This window comes from Azospirillum sp. TSO35-2 (assembly GCF_003116095.1).
Taxonomy (GTDB): domain Bacteria; phylum Pseudomonadota; class Alphaproteobacteria; order Azospirillales; family Azospirillaceae; genus Azospirillum.
On the sequence record NZ_LGRA01000021.1, the window covers coordinates 1,886,860 to 1,903,040 of the forward strand.

Sequence of the window (16,181 nt, forward strand, 5' to 3'; positions counted from 1 at the left end):
GGGGAGTGCGACAGCATGAACGATCATCCGATTCCGCCGCAGGACGGCGACGACGTCGCACCGGCCATCATCCCCGCCGCATCGACGGCCGAGTCCATGTCCGACTCGGCAACCGACTCGATGGCCGATGACGCCGGCGAGAAAGGCGAGGCCGCGTCCCGCCGCCAGCCCTGCGCCATCAGCGGCAAGCGCCGGCCGAAACGCGACCTGATCGCGCTGGACGCGCTGCGCCCCAGCCTGGCGGAGCGCATCCGCCAGGATCACCCGAATCTGGACCAGGATGCCCAGATCAGCCGGCAGGAGCTGGCGCGCTACCGCTCGATCTACGTCGCCGAGCTGCTGCAGGCCGAGCATGGCGAGCTGAGCGAGCTGGACCGGCAGGTCGCCGAAAGCCTCGCCCACCACGACACGCTGGCCGAGAACACCGACGAGGAGTTCGACGACCACCGCACGCTGGGCGAACGGCTGTCCGACCACCTCGCCAGCTTCGGCGGCAGCTGGCGCTTCCTGATCTCCTTCGCCCTGTTCCTCGGGCTGTGGATGATGGTCAACTTCATCGAAGGCGAGGTGAAGGCCTTCGATCCCTACCCGTTCATCCTGCTGAACCTGGTGCTGTCCTGCCTCGCCGCCATCCAGGCGCCGGTCATCATGATGAGCCAGAAGCGGCAGGAGGCGAAGGACCGCCTGCGCTCCGAAAACGACTATCAGGTCAACCTGAAGGCGGAGCTGGAGATCCGGCACCTGCACGAGAAGATGGACTACCTGATCCAGCGCCAGTGGCAGCGTCTGACGGAAATCCAGCAGCTTCAGCTTGAGATCATGCAGGAGAAGCGGCTGCGGCGGTGATGACGGGCCGCCGCTCCGTCACAGCACCCCCGACGACCGGTGCCGGGGGTCGAGCCAGTCGCGCAGTCCGTCGCCCAGCATCGTCAGCCCCATCACGCACAGCGCGATGGCGATTCCGGGGAACACCGCCTGCAGGGGCGCGGTGAACAGGTAAGTCTGGGCGTCGCCCAGCATCTTGCCCCAACTGGGACTCGGCGGCTGGATGCCGAGGCCGAGGTAGCTCAGCGCCGCCTCGTTGACGATGGCGACGGCGAACAGCACGGTCGCCTGCACCACGACGATGCCGGCGATGTTGGGCAGCACATGCACCAGCGTCACCGACAGCGGCCCGCGCCCCAGCGCCAGCGCCGCGCCGACGTAGGGCCGCCGCCACACCGCCAGCGCGGCGCCGCGGGTGACGCGGGCCAGCACCGCGGCGTTGAACAGCGCCAGCGCCAGCACGACGTTGACCGCCCCGGCGCCGAGCACCGCGGTCAGCAGGATGGCGCTGAGCACGGCGGGAAAGGCGAAGACCAGATCGCCCAGCCGCGCCACCACCTCGTCCCCCCAGCGCCCCAGCCCGGCCGCCAACAGCCCGAGCGGCACCCCGGCCGCCAGCCCCAGCCCGACCGCCGCCGCCCCGACCGCCAGCGAGTTGCGGGCGCCGACCATGATCATCGACAGCACGTCGCGGCCGAAATGGTCGGTGCCGAGCCAATGCTCCAGGCTCGGCGGCTTCAGCCGGGCGAGCACCCGCACCTGCTCCGCCGGGTAGGGCGTCCACAGCAGCGACAGCAGGGCCATCGCGACGAGCAGCGCGGTCAGCGCGGCGCCGAGATGGAGGGACAGGGGCAGGCGTTTCATCGGGCGAAGCATCATCCTCACGACGCCGCCCTCGGCCGCGGATCGGCCAGCGCGCAGGCGATGTCGACCAGCGCGCTCACCACCACGACGAACAGCGCCAGCAGCACGACCACCCCCTGCACGACGATCAGGTCGCGCTGGCCGATCGCCTGGTAGAGCAGCCGGCCCAGCCCCGGCAGGGTGAAGACGTTCTCCACCACCACGGCACCGGCGACCAGGAAGGAGATCTGCAGGCCCAGCACCGTCGCCACCGGGATCAGCGCGTTGGGCAGGGCGTGGCGCAGCAGCACCGCGGCGCGGCCCACCCCCTTGGCGCGGGCGGTGCGGACATGGTCCTCGCCCAGCGTGTCGAGCACGGCGGTGCGGGTCACTCGCGCCAGGATGGCGGCCTCCGGCAACGCCAGCGCCAAGGCCGGCAGGACCAGCGCGTGCAGCGCCGGACCGACACCGCCGCCCCAGCCGGGAAAGCCGCCGGCCGGAAACCAGTGCAGCGTCAGCGAGAACAGCAGGATCAGCAGGATGGCGATCCAGAAGCTGGGCATCGACACGCCGAGCTGCGCGAAGCCCAGCACCGCCCAGTCGCCGCCCCTTCCCCGCCGCGATGCCGCCAGCAGGCCGAGCGGGATGGCGGCGGCGGTGCTGACCGCCAAAGCCAGCAGCGCCAGCGGCAGGGTGACCGCCAACCGCTCCGCCACCAGCTCGGTCACCGGCCGGGCGTAGGTCAGGCTGACACCGAGATCGCCATGGGCCAGCGCGCCGGCCCAATGCAGGTAGCGGGTCAGGACCGGCAGGTCGAGCCCCATCTGGGCGCGCAGCGCCGCCAGCGTGTCGGGCTGGGCGCCGGTGCCCAGCATCAGCAGCGCCGGATCGCCCGGCACCAGTTGCAGCACGGCGAAGACCACGATGGTCGCCAGCCAGACGGTGACGATCAGGCTGACCAGCCGGTGCAGCAGGAAGGCAAGCACGCGGCTGTCCTTACCGGGCCGGAATCATCATCGCCACGCCGCCCCGGTGACGTCGTTGGCCTGCACCGGGCGGTTCACCCACAGGCCGGTGAGGTTGGCCTTCTGCACCGTCACCGACGGCAGCATGAACAGGAAGCCGTTGACCGCATCCTCCGCCAGGACCCTCTGCTCCTCGCCATAGAGCGCGTTGCGCTTGGCTTGGTCCTGGGTGCGGTTCAATTCATCGTTCAGGGCGTTGAAGCGCTCGCTCTTGTAGTTGAAGTAATAATCGGGCCGGGCGTAGATATCGATGTCCAGCGGTTCGGTGTGGGCGATCAGGGTCAGGTCGTAGTCCTTGCCCTTGAAGGTCTTTTCCAGCCACGCCGCCCATTCCACCGGCTCGATCTTCGCCCGGATGCCGACCTCGGCCAGCATGGCGGCGACCAGCTCGCCGCCGCGCCGCGCGTAGGGCGGCGGCGGCAGGCGCAGCGTGGTGTCGAAGCCATTGGGGTAGCCGGCCTCGGCCAGCAGCGCCTTCGCCTTGGCCGGGTCGTAGGGGTACATCCCGGTCAGGTCGACATAGCCCTCGCGGTGCGGCGGGAAATGGCTGCCGATGGCGACGCCGTTGCCGTACAGCACGCCCTCGATCAGCGTCTTGCGGTCGATGGCGTGGGCCATGGCGCGGCGGACGCGGACGTCGTCGAACGGCTTGCGGGCGTTGTTGGTGGACAGGATCGTCTCACCCTCCGTCGAACCGACCATGACCTTGAAGGCGGGATCGTTGCGGAACTCCGGCAGCGCTTCGTAGGTGCTGAACAGGGTGAAGGCGTCGACGTCGCCCGCCTTCAGCGCCGCGACCTGGGCGGCGGGATCGCTGATGAAGCGGAAGGACACGCGCTCCAGCGCCGGCTTCGGCCCGTCGTAATCGGGGTTGCGGACCAGCACCACGCGGTCGCCGGCGACCCAGCGGTCGAACTTGAAGGGGCCGGTGCCGACCGGCTTCTGCTTGTTGGTCGCCGCCGTCTCCGGCGCGACGATGGCGGCGTCGCCGCTGGCCATGTGGGCCAGGAACAGCCCGTCGGGCCGCGACAGGGTAACGACCACGCTGCGCGGGTCCGGCGTCTCGACCGAGGCGATCGGTGCGAAATAGGCCTTCTGGGCGTTGACCGAATCCGCCGCGCGGGCGCGGTCCAGCGTGAACTTCACGTCGGCGGAATCGGCGGTCGTGCCGTCGTGGAATTTCGCGTTCGGCCGCAGGGTGAAGCGGTAGGTCAGCCCGTCGTCCGACACGCTCCAGCGCTCCGCCAGGGCGGGGATCAGCGCGCCGTCGGCGTTGACCCGCAGCAGCGGTTCGAACAGGTTGGCGTAGGTGACTTCCTTGATGGCGCCGGCCGCCCCGGCGGTGGGGTCGAGGTGCGGCGGCTCCAGCTGCATGCCGACCACGAGGTCGGTGCGCGGCTGGGCCATGGCCGCCTGGGATGCGGCGGCCAGCACCAGCACGGCGACGGCGGCCAGGGTGAAGCGCTGCTTGGCGGTCGGCATGGTGGCAAACTCCCCCGTCTCGTCGTTGTCGACGTTCTCGTTGCCGCGATGATGCGGTGCGGCGCGGGGGAGCGCAAGCGTGGCCCGCCGGCTTCGGAGCGGCGTGACAGGTGCTTCTCCAGGCCATCCCCGGAAGGCGCGGAACCGGCGGGCAAGATCGACACGGATTTCACGGATTTAGACACGGATGTCACGGATGTGGCGTTGCTTGGTCGTCGCTTTTCTGGAAAGCCGAGGCGTCGCCAAGACCAGAAAAAATCCGTGTAATCCGTGTCTAAATCCGTGACATCCGTGTCAATATTGCCGGCCACCCCGCGACTTTCATAAAGCCAGGGGGTTTAGGCCGCGCCGGGCACGCCCTTCGACGTCGAATACTCGAAATGCAGCGCCTCGCCCGGATAGACCAGCGGACGGATGGCGTGCGCCGCCTGCGCCGCCTCGGCGAAGCCGCAGAGGATCAGCTTCAGCTTGCCGGGGTAGGTGGCGATGTCGCCGATGGCGAAGACGCCCGGCACGTTGGTGGCGCAGCCGGGCTGCGCGACGGCGATGTGGCTGCGCTCCAGCTCCAGGCCCCAATCGGCGATCGGTCCCAGATTCATCGACAGGCCGAAGAAGGCCAGCATCGCGTCGGCCGGCAGCGCCTTTTCCTCGCCGTCCAGCGTGGCGACGCGGACCGCGGTCATCACGCCGTTCTCCCCCTCCAGCCCGGCGAGCTGGTAGGGCACCACCATCTCGATCCGGCCCTCGCGCGCCAGGGCGTCCATGCGGGCGACGCTTTCCGGCGCGGCGCGGAACTTCGGCCGGCGGTGGACGACATAGACCCGCTCCGCCACATCGGCGAGCGACAGCGCCCAATCGACGGCGCTGTCGCCGCCGCCGGCGATCACCACCTTCTTGCCGGCGAAGTCCTGGCGGCGGCGCACCATGTAGAACACCGACTTGCCCTCATACGCCTCCAGCCCGTCGAGCGGCGGGCGGTTGGGACCGAAGGCGCCGCTGCCGGCGGCGATGATGACCGCCTGGGTGTCGATCTTCGTGCCGATGCTGGTCTCCACCAGCCAGCGCCCGTTGTCGAGACGGGTCAGCTTTTCCACCTGCTGGCCCAGATGGTAGGTCGGGGCGAAGGGGGCGGCCTGCTCCGCCAGGCGGTCGATCAGGTCGGCCGCCTCGATCGAGGGATGGGCGGGGATGTCGTAGATCGGCTTTTCCGGGTACAGCGCGGTGCACTGGCCACCGACCATGTCCAGCGCGTCGACGACATGGCAGCGCATCTTCAGCATGCCGCATTCGAACACGGCGAACAGCCCGACGGGGCCGGCGCCCACGATGACGACATCGGTGGTGACGGCGTCGGCGCCCTGAGCGGCGCTATGGACGGTCTGCGACATGAAAGCCAGTTCCTCAAAACGGGGTGCGGGTGGACGATGGTCCTTCCATTGTCCGCATTTCGGGGCGGGGTCAACCCCCAGCAAGGGTGAAATGCGGTCCGTGGAAGCCCGATGTCGATACGGGTCGGTCCGCGTTGCAGGATTTCGGTCGAATTCGCTTAAATTTGTCTGTTGCACGGTGCCGGGCACCACCGGACAGTGCAGACAGGCAGCGGCTGGCCGACCAGCAGGATCGGCGGCCCGGTTGGGTGGAGGCCCGGAATGAAGGAACTGCGGTGTCTGGTCTTCACCGACCAGGAGGTCGTCCGGGCCGTGCTCGACCGCCGGCGGCGGGTGAAGGACCCGTTGCCGGTCGGCACCGTGTCCCGCGTCGCCTACCACAAGAACGACGGGCACAAGAACGACGGGCACAAGAGCGGCGGCAACGAGCAGGGCGGCAACGAACATGCCGGCAACGAGCACGGCGCGGTCGAAACCCGCCTGACCATCACCGACGACAACGGCGTCGTCAACGAACTGCTGCTGTCCGAGACCGAGGTGACGGCGGCGCTGGTCGCCTATTGCATGGGCCGGCGCATCCCCCTGCCGGTCGCGTCGGACAAGATGCTGCACCTGATCAACGGCGCCCTGACGCTGATGATCACCATGAACTTCAACAAGGCGCCACGGCTGGTGGTGACCACCGGCGCCGCGGCCGATACGCCGGCCGACCGCCGGTCGCCCAACCGCCGGGTGGGTGGATGACCGGTGGGTGGATGACGGGCGGCGGGCGGACGGCATAGCGCCTGCCCCTTCTTTCCAGCTTGCGGCCGGCGGGGCCGTTCGCACAGTATCCGCGCCATGTCGGACACACCGGATACCCCCTTCACCGTCGCCGTTCCGCTGCCGGACGAAGCCGCCACCGCGGCGCTGGCCCGGCGGCTCGGCGCCCTCCTGCGGCCGGGCGACCTCGTGGCGCTGCGCGGCGATCTCGGCGCCGGCAAGACCGCGCTGGCCCGCGCGCTGATCCGCAGCGTCACCCACGAGGAGGCGGAGGTGCCGTCGCCCACCTTCACCCTGGTGCAGAGCTACGACACCGCCATCGGCCCGATCTGGCACGCCGACCTCTACCGCCTGTCGGGACCGGACGAGGTGTATGAGCTGGGCTGGGACGACGCGCGGGCCGAGGCGGTGGCGCTGGTCGAATGGCCGGACCGGCTGGGGCCACTGCTGCCCGCCGACCGGATCGAGCTGACGCTGAGCCATGACGGCCCCGACGCCCGCCGCGCCAGCCTGACCGGCCACGGCACGCTCGCCGCGCGGGTCGCCGCCGCCGACTGGATTCTGGAATGACCGTTGCGACCCTGACGCGGAAGGCGGAGATCGCCGCCTTCCTGGCCCGCCACGGCCTGGCCGACGCGGCGCGGGAGCCGCTGGCCGGCGATGCCTCCGCCCGCCGCTACGAGCGCCTCCGGACGCGCGACGGCGCAACGCTGATCCTGGTCGACACCCCCGCCCCGGCCGAGGATCTCGCCCCCTTCATCACCATCGGCGCGGAGCTGTCCGCCCTTGGCCTGTCGGTCCCCACCATCCGCGTGGCCGAGGTCGAGCGTGGTTTGGCTTTGCAGGATGATTTCGGAAGCGAAACCTTCTCCCGCCTGTTGGCCGACGGTGCCGATCCCGAACCGCTCTACGCGCTGGCGACCGACGCGCTGATCGCCATCCACCAGGGCTGGCCGGACGGGGCGGCGGCGCGGCTGGGCCTGCCAGTCTACGACGCCGACCTGTTCGTCGCGCAGACCCGGCTGTTCCTCGACGCCTATGTCCCGACCGCCCTGGGCCGGCCGTTGAGCGACGATGATCGTTCCGGGTTCGAAACAGCGTGGCGCGCGGTGCTGGAGCCGGTCTGCGCCGGGGCGCCGTCGCTGCTGCTGCGCGATTACCACGTCGACAACCTGATGCGGCTGCCGCGGCCGGGGCTGCAGGCCGCCGGGCTGATCGACTTCCAGAGCGCCGGCTGGGGCCCGCGGGCCTACGACCTCGTCTCCCTGCTGGAGGACGCCCGCCGCGACGTGGCGCCCGATCTGGCGGCGGCGATGGTTGCCCGCTATCTGGCCGCCTTCCCCGACAGCGACCCCGCCGCCTTCCGCCGCGCCATGGCGGTGCTGGGCGCGGCGCGCCACACGCGGATCGTCGCCATCTTCGTCCGGCTGGCGCTGACCCAGGGGCGCCGGTCCTACCTTGTCCACCTGCCGCGCGTCTGGCGCCTGCTGGAGGGCCAACTGGCGAAACCGGAACTTGGCCCCGTCGCCGCCTGGTTCGACCGCCACCTGCCGCCGGCCGCCCGCGCCGCCTTCGTCGTTCCGGAGACGATCTGACATGACCGCGACCATTCCCGACACCGCCCCCACAACCGCCATGGTCCTGGCCGCCGGCCTCGGCCTGCGCATGCGCCCGCTGACCGACCACCGGCCGAAGCCGCTGATCCCGGTGCTGGGCCGCCCGATGCTCGACCATGCGCTCGACCGGCTGGCCCGGGCCGGTGTCGCCCGGGCGGTGGTGAACAGCCATTATCTGGGATCGATGATCGGCGCGCACCTGAAGGACCGCGCCAAGCCGGCCATCCTGCTGTCGCCGGAGGACACGCAACTGGAAACCGGCGGCGGCGTGAAGAAGGCGCTGCCGCTGCTGGGCAGCGCCCCGATCTACACGGTCAACGCCGACATCTTCTGGCTGGACGGCCCGACCCCGGCGCTGCGCCGGCTGGCCGCCCATTGGAACCCGGACGAGATGGACGCGCTGCTGCTGCTGATGGCGACGACCCGGTCGGTCGGCTACGAGGGGCTGGGCGACTACCATATGGACCCGCTCGGCCGCCTGACCCGCCGCGCCGAGCGCGAGCTGGCCCCCTTCGTCTACGCCGGCGTCCAGATCGTGAAGCCGGAGCTGTTCGCCGCCGACACCCCCGACGGCGCCTTCTCCACCAACCTGATCTGGGACCGCGCGCAAGCGGCCGGGCGCCTGTTCGGCCTTGCCCATGACGGGCTGTGGTTCCACATCGGCACGCCGGACGGGCTGAAGGAGGCGGAAGACCTGCTGGCCATCGGCGGCGTCCGCGCCATCGCGCATTGAGGGGCGGCAACCCACGACGAACGGACCCCCGATGACCCTCCCCCCCAAGGTCTACAGCATCCCCTCCGGCGCGCCCTTCGTCGACACGCTGGCGGCCGGCATCATGGAGCGGGTGGGCGGCGATCCGCTGGCGCTGGCCGGGGTGACGGTGCTGCTGCCGACGCGGCGCGCCTGCCGGTCGCTGCAGCAGGCCTTCCTGCGCCGGTCCGGCGGCGAGCCGACGCTGCTGCCGCGGATGGCGCCGCTGGGCGAGCTGGACGCCGGCGACCTCAGCCTGACCGAGGAGGAGTTGCCCGACGTCCCGCTCGACCTGCCCGACGCCATCTCGCCGCTGAACCGGCAGATGACGCTGGCGCGGCTGATCCTGCGGGCCGACGGGCTGTCGGCCACCACGGCGCAGGCGGTGCGGCTGGGCGGCGACCTCGGCCGGCTGATCGACGCGGTGTGGACCGAGCGGGTCGGCTTCGACACGCTGGAGACGCTGGTCCCCGCCGACTATGCCGAGCATTGGCAGGTCACGCTGAAGTTCCTGACCATCATCACCGAGCTGTGGCCCGCCATCCTGGAGTCGACCGGCGAGACCGACCCGGCCCAGCGCCGCAACCTGGCGCTGGCGACGCAGGCGGCGCTGTGGCGGGCCGCCCCGCCGCCGGGGATGGTGATCGCCGCCGGCTCCACCGGCTCGATCGCCGCGGCGACCGAACTGCTGGCGGTCATCGCCCGGCTGCCCAAGGGCTCGGTGGTGCTGCCCGGCCTGGACCAGGGCGCCGACGACGCCGTCTGGGACGCCATCGAGCAGGACGAATCCCACCCCCAGCACGGGTTGTCGGAGCTGATCCGCCGGCTGGGCGTCGGCCGCGCCGAGGTGCAGCCCTGGACCGAGACGGCGGAGCCGCGCGGCGCCCGCGCCCGGCTGATCGCCGAGGCGATGCGCCCGGCGGTCACCACCGAAGGCTGGCGGACGCTGGAGGGGCTGGACGCCACGGCGCTGGCCGGCCTGACCCGCATCGACGCCGCCACCTCGGAGGAGGAGGCGCAGGCCATCGCGCTGCTGATGCGCCACGCGCTGGAAACGCCGGAGAAGACCGCGGCGCTGATCACCCCCGACCGCAACCTGGGTCGCCGGGTCGGCATGGCGCTGGCGCGCTGGGGCATCGAGGTCAACGATTCGGGCGGCCAGCCGCTGGCCCACACCGCGGTCGGCACCTATCTGCGCCTGACCGCCGAGCTGGCGGCGAGCCGCGTCCACCCGCTGGCGCTGCTGGCGCTGGCCAAGCACCCGATGGCGGCGGGCGGCCGCGACTCGGCGGATTTCCGCGCCGCCGCCCGCGCGCTGGAGCGGCTGGTCCTGCGCGGTCCCCGCCCGGCGGAGGGGTTGGACGGCGTGCTCGCCGCGCTGGAGGCGACCCAGCGCTTCGACCATGACGAGCAGCCGGAGATCCTGCGCGGCTGGCTGGTCGATCTCGGCCAGCGCGCCGCCCCCTTCCTGGAGGCGATGCGCGGCCGCGGGGAGGAGGGGGAACCGCCGCTCGCCGATCTGCTGCGCGCCCACATCGCCTTCTGCGAGTCGCTGGCCGCCGACCATGAGGTGACGGGCGCCGAACGGCTGTGGCGCCAGGACGACGGCGAGGAGGCCGCCCGCTTCGTCCACGACCTGCTCGACGCCGCCGACGGCTTCCCCGCCATCCCCGCCACCGACTATCCGGCGCTGCTCGACGCGCTGATGAGCGCGCGGGCGGTGCGCCCCCGCTACGGCCTGCACCCGCGCCTGTTCATCCTGGGTCCGATGGAGGCGCGGCTTCAGCACCTCGACCTCACCATCCTCGGCGGGCTGAACGAGGGCACCTGGCCGCCGGCCGCCGCCGCCGATCCCTGGATGTCGCGGCCGATGCGGCGCGACTTCGGCCTGCCCAGCCCGGAACGGCTGGTCGGCATGTCGGCCCACGACTTCGCCCACGCCTGCGGCGCACCGGAGGTGGTGCTGACCCGCGCCGCGCGGGTGGAGGGCACGCCGACCGTGCCGTCGCGCTGGCTGCTGCGGCTGGAAACCGTGCTGCGGGCGCTGGGCCTCGACGGCGTGATCGAGGAGCGCGGCGCCTGCTGGCTCGCCTGGGCGCGCGGGCTGGACGAGCCCGACCAGGTGCAGCCGGTCGCCGCGCCGGAGCCGCGGCCGCCGCTCGCCGCCCGGCCGCGCAAGCTGTCGGTGACGGCGGTGGAGACCTGGATGCGCGACCCCTACGCCATCTACGCGCGCTACACCCTGAAGCTGGGCAAGCTTGACCCGATCGCCGCCGATCCCGGGGCGGCCGACCGCGGCCAGATCATCCACGACACGCTCGACGCCTTCGTCCGCGAGCATCCCGGCCCGCTGCCGCTCGACGCGCTCGACCGGCTGCTGGCGCTGGGGCGCGAGCGTTTCGGTCCGCTGCTGCGCAGCCATCCCGACGTCTGGGCCTTCTGGTGGCCGCGCTTCGAGCGGGTCGCCGCCTGGTTCATCGAGCTGGAGCGCGAACGCCGCCCCCGCACCCGCCCGCTGGCGACCGAGGTGCCCGGCCGGCTGGAGCTGTCGGGCCCCGGCGGTCCCTTCACCCTGACCGCCAAGGCCGACCGCATCGACCGCGGGCCGGACGGGCTGGTGGTGATCGACTACAAGACCGGCACCCCGCCCAGCACCCGCGAGATCGAGCTGGGCTTCGCCCCGCAGTTGCCGCTGGAGGCCGCCATCGCCGCCGCCGGCGGCTTCAGCGGCATCGACGCCGGCCCGGTGGCCGAGCTGTCCTTCTGGCGCCTGTCCGGCGGCGACCCGGCCGGCGAGGAAAAGCCGGTCAAGGCCGACCCCGCCACCCTGGGCGAGGAGGCCCGGGCCGGGCTGGAGGCGCTGATCGCCCGTTTCGACGACCCGGAAACCCCCTACCGCTCCCGCCCGCGGCCGGCGATGGCCCCGCGCTACACCGACTACGCCCACTTGGCCCGCGTCCAGGAATGGTCGTCGGGCGGCGGCGAGGGCGAGTGAGCCGGGTTTTTCGCAACCTTTCGGTTGAATTCCCTACCCCGGATTCCATACAGTGGTGTGTGAGTCTTTACGGTCCGGCAGCGCTTCGACCGCATCGATCGGGGAACGGGACACCACGGTGTCCAGGTCATGGCCGGCCGCCGGTGCGGACATCCCGGCTTGGTCCTATTTTCTGTACCCCCGAAAATTCCTTGCCGCCGGGACTTTATGGGGGTACGGTAATTATCCTGATCATCACCTTCGATCCGGCCAAGCGTGACCGGACCCTGAGCGAACGCGGCCTCGACTTCGCCGACGCGGTCGAGGTGTTCGCCGGCCGGACCATCGACATTCCCGACGAACGGTTCGACTACGGCGAAGACCGCGTCCTATCGGTCGGACATCTGCGGAACCGGATGGTGATCGTGGTCTGGACGCAAGAGGCGGATGCCCGCCGCATCATTTCCATGAGGAAGGCCAATGACCGGGAGCAGACGCGCTTTGGGCAGCGACTTGGCGAAGGTTGACGAGCACGTCATCCAGCCCGCGGAATACGACGACATCCCGGAGATCACGGAGGAGATGTTTGCCCGCGGCACCGTGATGGACGGCGGCCAGCCGGCCCGGCGCGGACGCCCGCCCGCCGAGGCGCCCAAGGAGGCGATCAAGCTCCGGCTGGATGCCGATGTGCTGAAGCATTTCCGCGACACCGGGCCGGGATGGCAGACGCGCATCAACGCCGCGTTGCGGCAAGCGGCCGGACTGCCGAATTGACGATCTGCCCGGCGGTCCGATCGACACCTCCTGAGTGGCCCGATCATTGGCGCTTGCCTCCGCCGCGGCAATTGGATGAGCATCCGGCCCTGTCCCGGCACCGGAAGCTCTGCGCATGACCATGACCGACCTGTCCACCCGCTCGCTGCCGCTCGACCCCAACGTCGCGCAGCGGCGGGCGTCCGATCCGACGGCGTCAGTCTGGGTCGGGGCGTCGGCCGGGTCGGGGAAGACCAAGGTGCTGACCGACCGGGTGCTGCGGCTGATGCTGGCCGGCACGCCGCCGGCGCGCATCCTGTGCCTGACCTTCACCAAGGCGGCGGCGGCGGAAATGGCGATCCGCATCAACCGGACGCTGGGCGTCTGGGCCACCCTGCCCGATGACGAGCTGGAAGACCGGCTGGCCGACCTGTGCGGCGAGCGGCCGTCGATCGAGGCGCGGCTGAACGCGCGCCGCCTGTTCGCCCAGGTGGTGGACTGCCCCGGCGGCATGAAGATCCAGACCATCCACGCCTTCTGCCAGTCGCTGCTGCGCCGTTTCCCGCTGGAGGCGGACCTCGCCCCGCATTTCGACGTGATGGACGACCGCACCGCCGACGGGCTGCTGACCGAGGCGCGCGACGCGGTGCTGCACGCCGGCCGGACCGAGCCGGACAGCCCGCTCGGCCGGGCGATGGCGCGGCTGACCGCCGACCTCAACGCCGAGGCCTTCGCCGAGCTGCTGGCCGAACTGGCCGGCCAGCGCGGCCGGATCGAGACGCTGTTCCACGAGTTCCATGGCCTGGACGGGCTGGTCGAGGCGATCCACGACACGCTGAAGGTGCCGCCCGGCGTCACCGAGGAGTCGATCCTCACCGGCGCCTGCCACGACGATTCCTGCGACCCGCCCGCCCTGCGCGAGGCCTGCCGGGCGCTGTCCGGCGGCAGCGCCAGCGACCAGGAGCGCGGCATCGCCATCCAGCAATGGCTCGACGCCGCCGACCGCCGGGTCCGCGCCTTCGAGGCGTACAAGCGCCTCTACCTCACCGCCGACGGCGCGCCGCGCAAGACGCTGATCACCAAGAAGGCCGCCACCGCCTACCCCCAGGCCCTGCTCTCCCTGCAGAAGGAGGCCGAGCGGCTGGTCGACCTGGCCGAGCGGGTGAAGGCCGCCGGGGTCGCCGCCTCCACCGCCGCGCTGCTGACGCTGGCGCAGGCGATGCTGGACCGCTACCGCGAGCGCAAGGCGGCGCGCGCCCTGCTGGACTACGACGACCTGATCCTCGCCGCCAACCGGCTGCTGAGCGGCAAGGACGGCGTGCCGCGGGTGCCCTGGGTGCTCTACAAGCTGGACGGCGGCCTGGACCACATCCTGATCGACGAGGCGCAGGACACCAACCCCGACCAATGGGCCATTGTCGCCGCGCTGGCCGGTGAGTTCTTCGCCGAACTGAACGCCGCCGCCCCCGACGGCACGATCCGCACCGTCTTCGCGGTGGGTGACGAGAAGCAGTCGATCTTCAGCTTCCAGCGCGCCGACCCGGCGGAGTTCGCCCGCATGCGCCGCCATTTCCAGGAGAAGGCGGAGGCGGCGGAACGGCTGTGGGCCGGGGTCGACCTCGACATCTCCTTCCGCTCCACCGCCGCGGTGCTGGAAACGGTGGACGCCGTCTTCGCGCTGGACCGCGCCCGCGACGGCGTGGGCTCCGACGCCGGCCCGGCGATCCGCCACCGCGCCTTCCGCCGCGGCCAAGCCGGGCTGGTCGAGCTGTGGCCGCCGGTAAAGCCGGTCGACACCGTCGAGACGCCGGCCTGGGCGCCGCCGGTGGCGCGCGAAGCGGCGGATTCGCCGGCGGCCCGCCTCGCCTCGGTGATCGCCGCGACGGTGCAGCGCTGGATCGAGAGCGGCGAGACGCTGGAGGCCAAGGGCCGGCCGGTGCAGCCGGGCGACGTCATGGTGCTGGTCCGCCGCCGCACCGCCTTCGTCACCGATCTGGTGCGGGCGCTGAAGGACCGCGGCGTGCCGGTGGCCGGCGTCGACCGCATGGTGCTGACCGAGCAGCTCGCCGTCATGGATCTGGTGGCGCTGGCCGACTTCCTGCTGCTGCCCGACGACGACCTGACGCTGGCCACCGTGCTGAAAGGCCCGCTGATCGGCCTGACCGAGGAGGAGCTGTTCCGCGTCGCCCACGGCCGGCGCGGCACGCTGTGGCGCTCGCTGGTCGCGCTGGCGGAGACGGAGCCCGCCTTCCGCCCGGCCCGGCGCTATCTGGGCGACCTGCTGGCCCGCACCGACTTCTCCGCCCCCTACGAGCTGTTCGCCGGCCTGCTGAACCGGCCCTGCCCGGCCGACACCCGGTCCGGGCGGCGCGCCATCCTGAAGCGGCTCGGCCCCGACGCCCAGGATCCGCTGGAGGAGTTCCTGGCGGTCTGCCTCGCCTTCGAGAAGACCGAGCCGCCGTCGCTGCAGAACTTCCTGGCCTGGCTGGCGGCCAGCGACGCCGAGATCAAGCGCGAGCTGGAGCAGGGCGGCGGCACCGTGCGGATCATGACGGTCCACGGCTCCAAGGGCCTGCAGGCGCCCATCGTCTTCCTGCCCGACACGCTGGGCAGCCCGACCCAGAGCCCGCCGATCCTGTGGCCGGACGACGGCTGCCCGGTGCCGCTCTTCGCCGCCCGCCGCGCCCAGGAGGACGCGCTGTCGACCGAGGCGCGGGCGCGGGCCAACCAGCGGCGCGACCAGGAATACCGCCGGCTGCTCTACGTCGCGCTGACGCGGGCGGAGGACCGGCTCTACATCTGCGGCCACCAGGGCAAGCGCGAGCCGTCCGACGACTGCTGGTACCGGCTGGTCGAGGAGGCGATGCGCGAGAACGGCGTGCCGCACCCCTTCGACTTCACCAGCCTGTGCGGCGACGGCTGGGCCGGCGAGGGCTGGCGGCTGGTCGGCGCCCAGACCGCCGCGGTGCCCCGCCATGTCGCGACCGGCGACGCCATGGTCGCCGAACCGCCGCCGCCCTGGATCGCCAGCCCCGCCCCGGTCGAGCCGGAGCCGTCGCGCCCCCTCACCCCGTCGCGCCCCGACGGGCCGGACGAGGACGAGCCGGCGGTGCGCTCCCCGCTGGGCGACGACGACGGCCAGCGTTTCCGCCGCGGCCTGCTGGTCCACCGGCTGCTGCAGACGCTGCCCAACCTCGCCGGCGACGCGCGGGAGGCCGCCTGCCGCCGCTTCCTGGCGCGGCCGGCCCACAAGCTCGACCCCGGCCAGCAGGACGCCATCGCCAATGAGACGCTGGCGGTGCTGAGCCATGCGGAGTTCGCGCATCTGTTCGGCCCGGAGTCGCGGGCCGAGGTGCCGCTGGTCGGCGTGGTCGGGATCGGCGGCGGTGGCCGCGCGCTGTCCGGCCGCATCGACCGGCTGGCGGTGACGGCGGACACGGTGTGGATCGTCGACTACAAGACCAACCGGCCGCCGCCGCGCGATCTTGATGGTGTACCAACGGTTTACCGGCGCCAGATGGCCGCCTACCGCGAGGCGCTGCGCGCCGTCTACCCCGGTCGCCGGGTGCGTTGCCTCCTGTTGTGGACCGATGGTCCCTTCACCATGGAGCTGCCGGCGGAACTTCTGGACGCCGCCGTCGTTGGGCTGACGGCGCGACCGGGCTGACGGTGGCGGCGGGCCGGCCGGCCATCCCCCGAAAGATGGGGTGACTTGACCGGCATGGCGCCTCCGCCCTACATTTTGCTCAATTCCACTGACGG

The 16,181-nt window shown here is 71.8% G+C and carries 13 protein-coding genes; 9 read left to right on the top strand and 4 right to left on the bottom strand.

Features of this window, described 5'->3' with window-relative positions:
- The first annotated feature begins 15 nt into the window (after positions 1 to 15).
- Positions 16 to 846, top strand: coding sequence for a DUF1003 domain-containing protein (locus tag TSO352_RS34305; RefSeq protein ID WP_109109786.1), 831 nt, complete (start codon positions 16 to 18; stop codon positions 844 to 846).
- Between the two features lie 18 nt (positions 847 to 864).
- On the opposite strand, the gene TSO352_RS24655 is transcribed toward TSO352_RS34305, so the two are convergent.
- From TSO352_RS24655 to TSO352_RS24670, 4 genes are all read right to left on the bottom strand, one after another.
- On the bottom strand, positions 865 to 1,689 hold the full coding sequence (locus TSO352_RS24655; RefSeq protein WP_247872402.1) for an ABC transporter permease: 825 nt from the start codon (positions 1,687 to 1,689) through the stop codon (positions 865 to 867).
- A 17-nt stretch (positions 1,690 to 1,706) separates the two neighbouring features.
- The gene (locus TSO352_RS24660; protein WP_109109788.1) at positions 1,707 to 2,654 is read right to left on the bottom strand and encodes an ABC transporter permease; all 948 of its coding nucleotides are present in this window, start codon (positions 2,652 to 2,654) and stop codon (positions 1,707 to 1,709) included.
- A 27-nt stretch (positions 2,655 to 2,681) separates the two neighbouring features.
- Positions 2,682 to 4,175 carry an ABC transporter substrate-binding protein gene (locus tag TSO352_RS24665; protein WP_109109789.1) on the bottom strand — a complete coding sequence of 498 codons (1,494 nt, stop codon included), beginning with the start codon at positions 4,173 to 4,175 and terminating at the stop codon, positions 2,682 to 2,684.
- A 338-nt stretch (positions 4,176 to 4,513) separates the two neighbouring features.
- A complete protein-coding gene (locus tag TSO352_RS24670; protein ID WP_109109790.1) occupies positions 4,514 to 5,563 on the bottom strand; it encodes an NAD(P)/FAD-dependent oxidoreductase in 1,050 nt (349 codons plus the stop codon).
- Between the two features lie 261 nt (positions 5,564 to 5,824).
- On the opposite strand from TSO352_RS24670, the gene TSO352_RS24675 reads away from it, so the two are divergent.
- From TSO352_RS24675 to addA, 8 genes are all read left to right on the top strand, one after another.
- Positions 5,825 to 6,307 (top strand): hypothetical protein, encoded by a 483-nt coding sequence (locus tag TSO352_RS24675; RefSeq protein WP_109109791.1) that lies wholly within the window; start codon positions 5,825 to 5,827, stop codon positions 6,305 to 6,307.
- A gap of 96 nt (positions 6,308 to 6,403) precedes the next feature.
- The gene (tsaE, locus tag TSO352_RS24680; protein WP_109109792.1) at positions 6,404 to 6,895 is read left to right on the top strand and encodes a tRNA (adenosine(37)-N6)-threonylcarbamoyltransferase complex ATPase subunit type 1 TsaE; all 492 of its coding nucleotides are present in this window, start codon (positions 6,404 to 6,406) and stop codon (positions 6,893 to 6,895) included.
- Positions 6,892 to 7,920, top strand: coding sequence for a phosphotransferase (locus TSO352_RS24685; RefSeq protein WP_109109793.1), 1,029 nt, complete (start codon positions 6,892 to 6,894; stop codon positions 7,918 to 7,920). Before tsaE ends, TSO352_RS24685 begins: the two co-directional genes overlap by 4 nt.
- Position 7,921: 1 nt before the next feature.
- Positions 7,922 to 8,674 (top strand): nucleotidyltransferase family protein, encoded by a 753-nt coding sequence (locus TSO352_RS24690; protein WP_109109794.1) that lies wholly within the window; start codon positions 7,922 to 7,924, stop codon positions 8,672 to 8,674.
- Between the two features lie 31 nt (positions 8,675 to 8,705).
- Entirely contained in the window at positions 8,706 to 11,687 is a 2,982-nt protein-coding gene (gene addB / locus TSO352_RS24695) for a double-strand break repair protein AddB (RefSeq protein ID WP_109109795.1), read from the top strand.
- Between the two features lie 191 nt (positions 11,688 to 11,878).
- On the top strand, positions 11,879 to 12,193 hold the full coding sequence (locus TSO352_RS24700) for a BrnT family toxin (protein WP_247872404.1): 315 nt from the start codon (positions 11,879 to 11,881) through the stop codon (positions 12,191 to 12,193).
- Positions 12,180 to 12,440 carry a BrnA antitoxin family protein gene (locus tag TSO352_RS24705; RefSeq protein WP_247872409.1) on the top strand — a complete coding sequence of 87 codons (261 nt, stop codon included), beginning with the start codon at positions 12,180 to 12,182 and terminating at the stop codon, positions 12,438 to 12,440. The genes TSO352_RS24700 and TSO352_RS24705 overlap by 14 nt, the downstream gene beginning before the upstream one ends.
- Positions 12,441 to 12,555: 115 nt before the next feature.
- Positions 12,556 to 16,086, top strand: coding sequence for a double-strand break repair helicase AddA (gene addA / locus TSO352_RS24710; protein ID WP_109109797.1), 3,531 nt, complete (start codon positions 12,556 to 12,558; stop codon positions 16,084 to 16,086).
- Positions 16,087 to 16,181 lie beyond the last annotated feature (95 nt).

What these genes read in the sequence shown, in the direction of transcription:
- TSO352_RS24655 (WP_247872402.1), bottom strand. Translation starts at nt 1,689, where the DNA reads ATGAAACGCCTGCCCCTGTCCCTCCATCTCGGCGCCGCGCTGACCGCG.
- TSO352_RS24675 (WP_109109791.1), top strand. Translation starts at nt 5,825, where the DNA reads ATGAAGGAACTGCGGTGTCTGGTCTTCACCGACCAGGAGGTCGTCCGG.
- tsaE (WP_109109792.1), top strand. Translation starts at nt 6,404, where the DNA reads ATGTCGGACACACCGGATACCCCCTTCACCGTCGCCGTTCCGCTGCCG.
- TSO352_RS24670 (WP_109109790.1), bottom strand. Translation starts at nt 5,563, where the DNA reads ATGTCGCAGACCGTCCATAGCGCCGCTCAGGGCGCCGACGCCGTCACC.
- TSO352_RS24665 (WP_109109789.1), bottom strand. Translation starts at nt 4,175, where the DNA reads ATGCCGACCGCCAAGCAGCGCTTCACCCTGGCCGCCGTCGCCGTGCTG.
- TSO352_RS24685 (WP_109109793.1), top strand. Translation starts at nt 6,892, where the DNA reads ATGACCGTTGCGACCCTGACGCGGAAGGCGGAGATCGCCGCCTTCCTG.
- addA (WP_109109797.1), top strand. Translation starts at nt 12,556, where the DNA reads ATGACCATGACCGACCTGTCCACCCGCTCGCTGCCGCTCGACCCCAAC.
- TSO352_RS24690 (WP_109109794.1), top strand. Translation starts at nt 7,922, where the DNA reads ATGACCGCGACCATTCCCGACACCGCCCCCACAACCGCCATGGTCCTG.
- TSO352_RS34305 (WP_109109786.1), top strand. Translation starts at nt 16, where the DNA reads ATGAACGATCATCCGATTCCGCCGCAGGACGGCGACGACGTCGCACCG.
- addB (WP_109109795.1), top strand. Translation starts at nt 8,706, where the DNA reads ATGACCCTCCCCCCCAAGGTCTACAGCATCCCCTCCGGCGCGCCCTTC.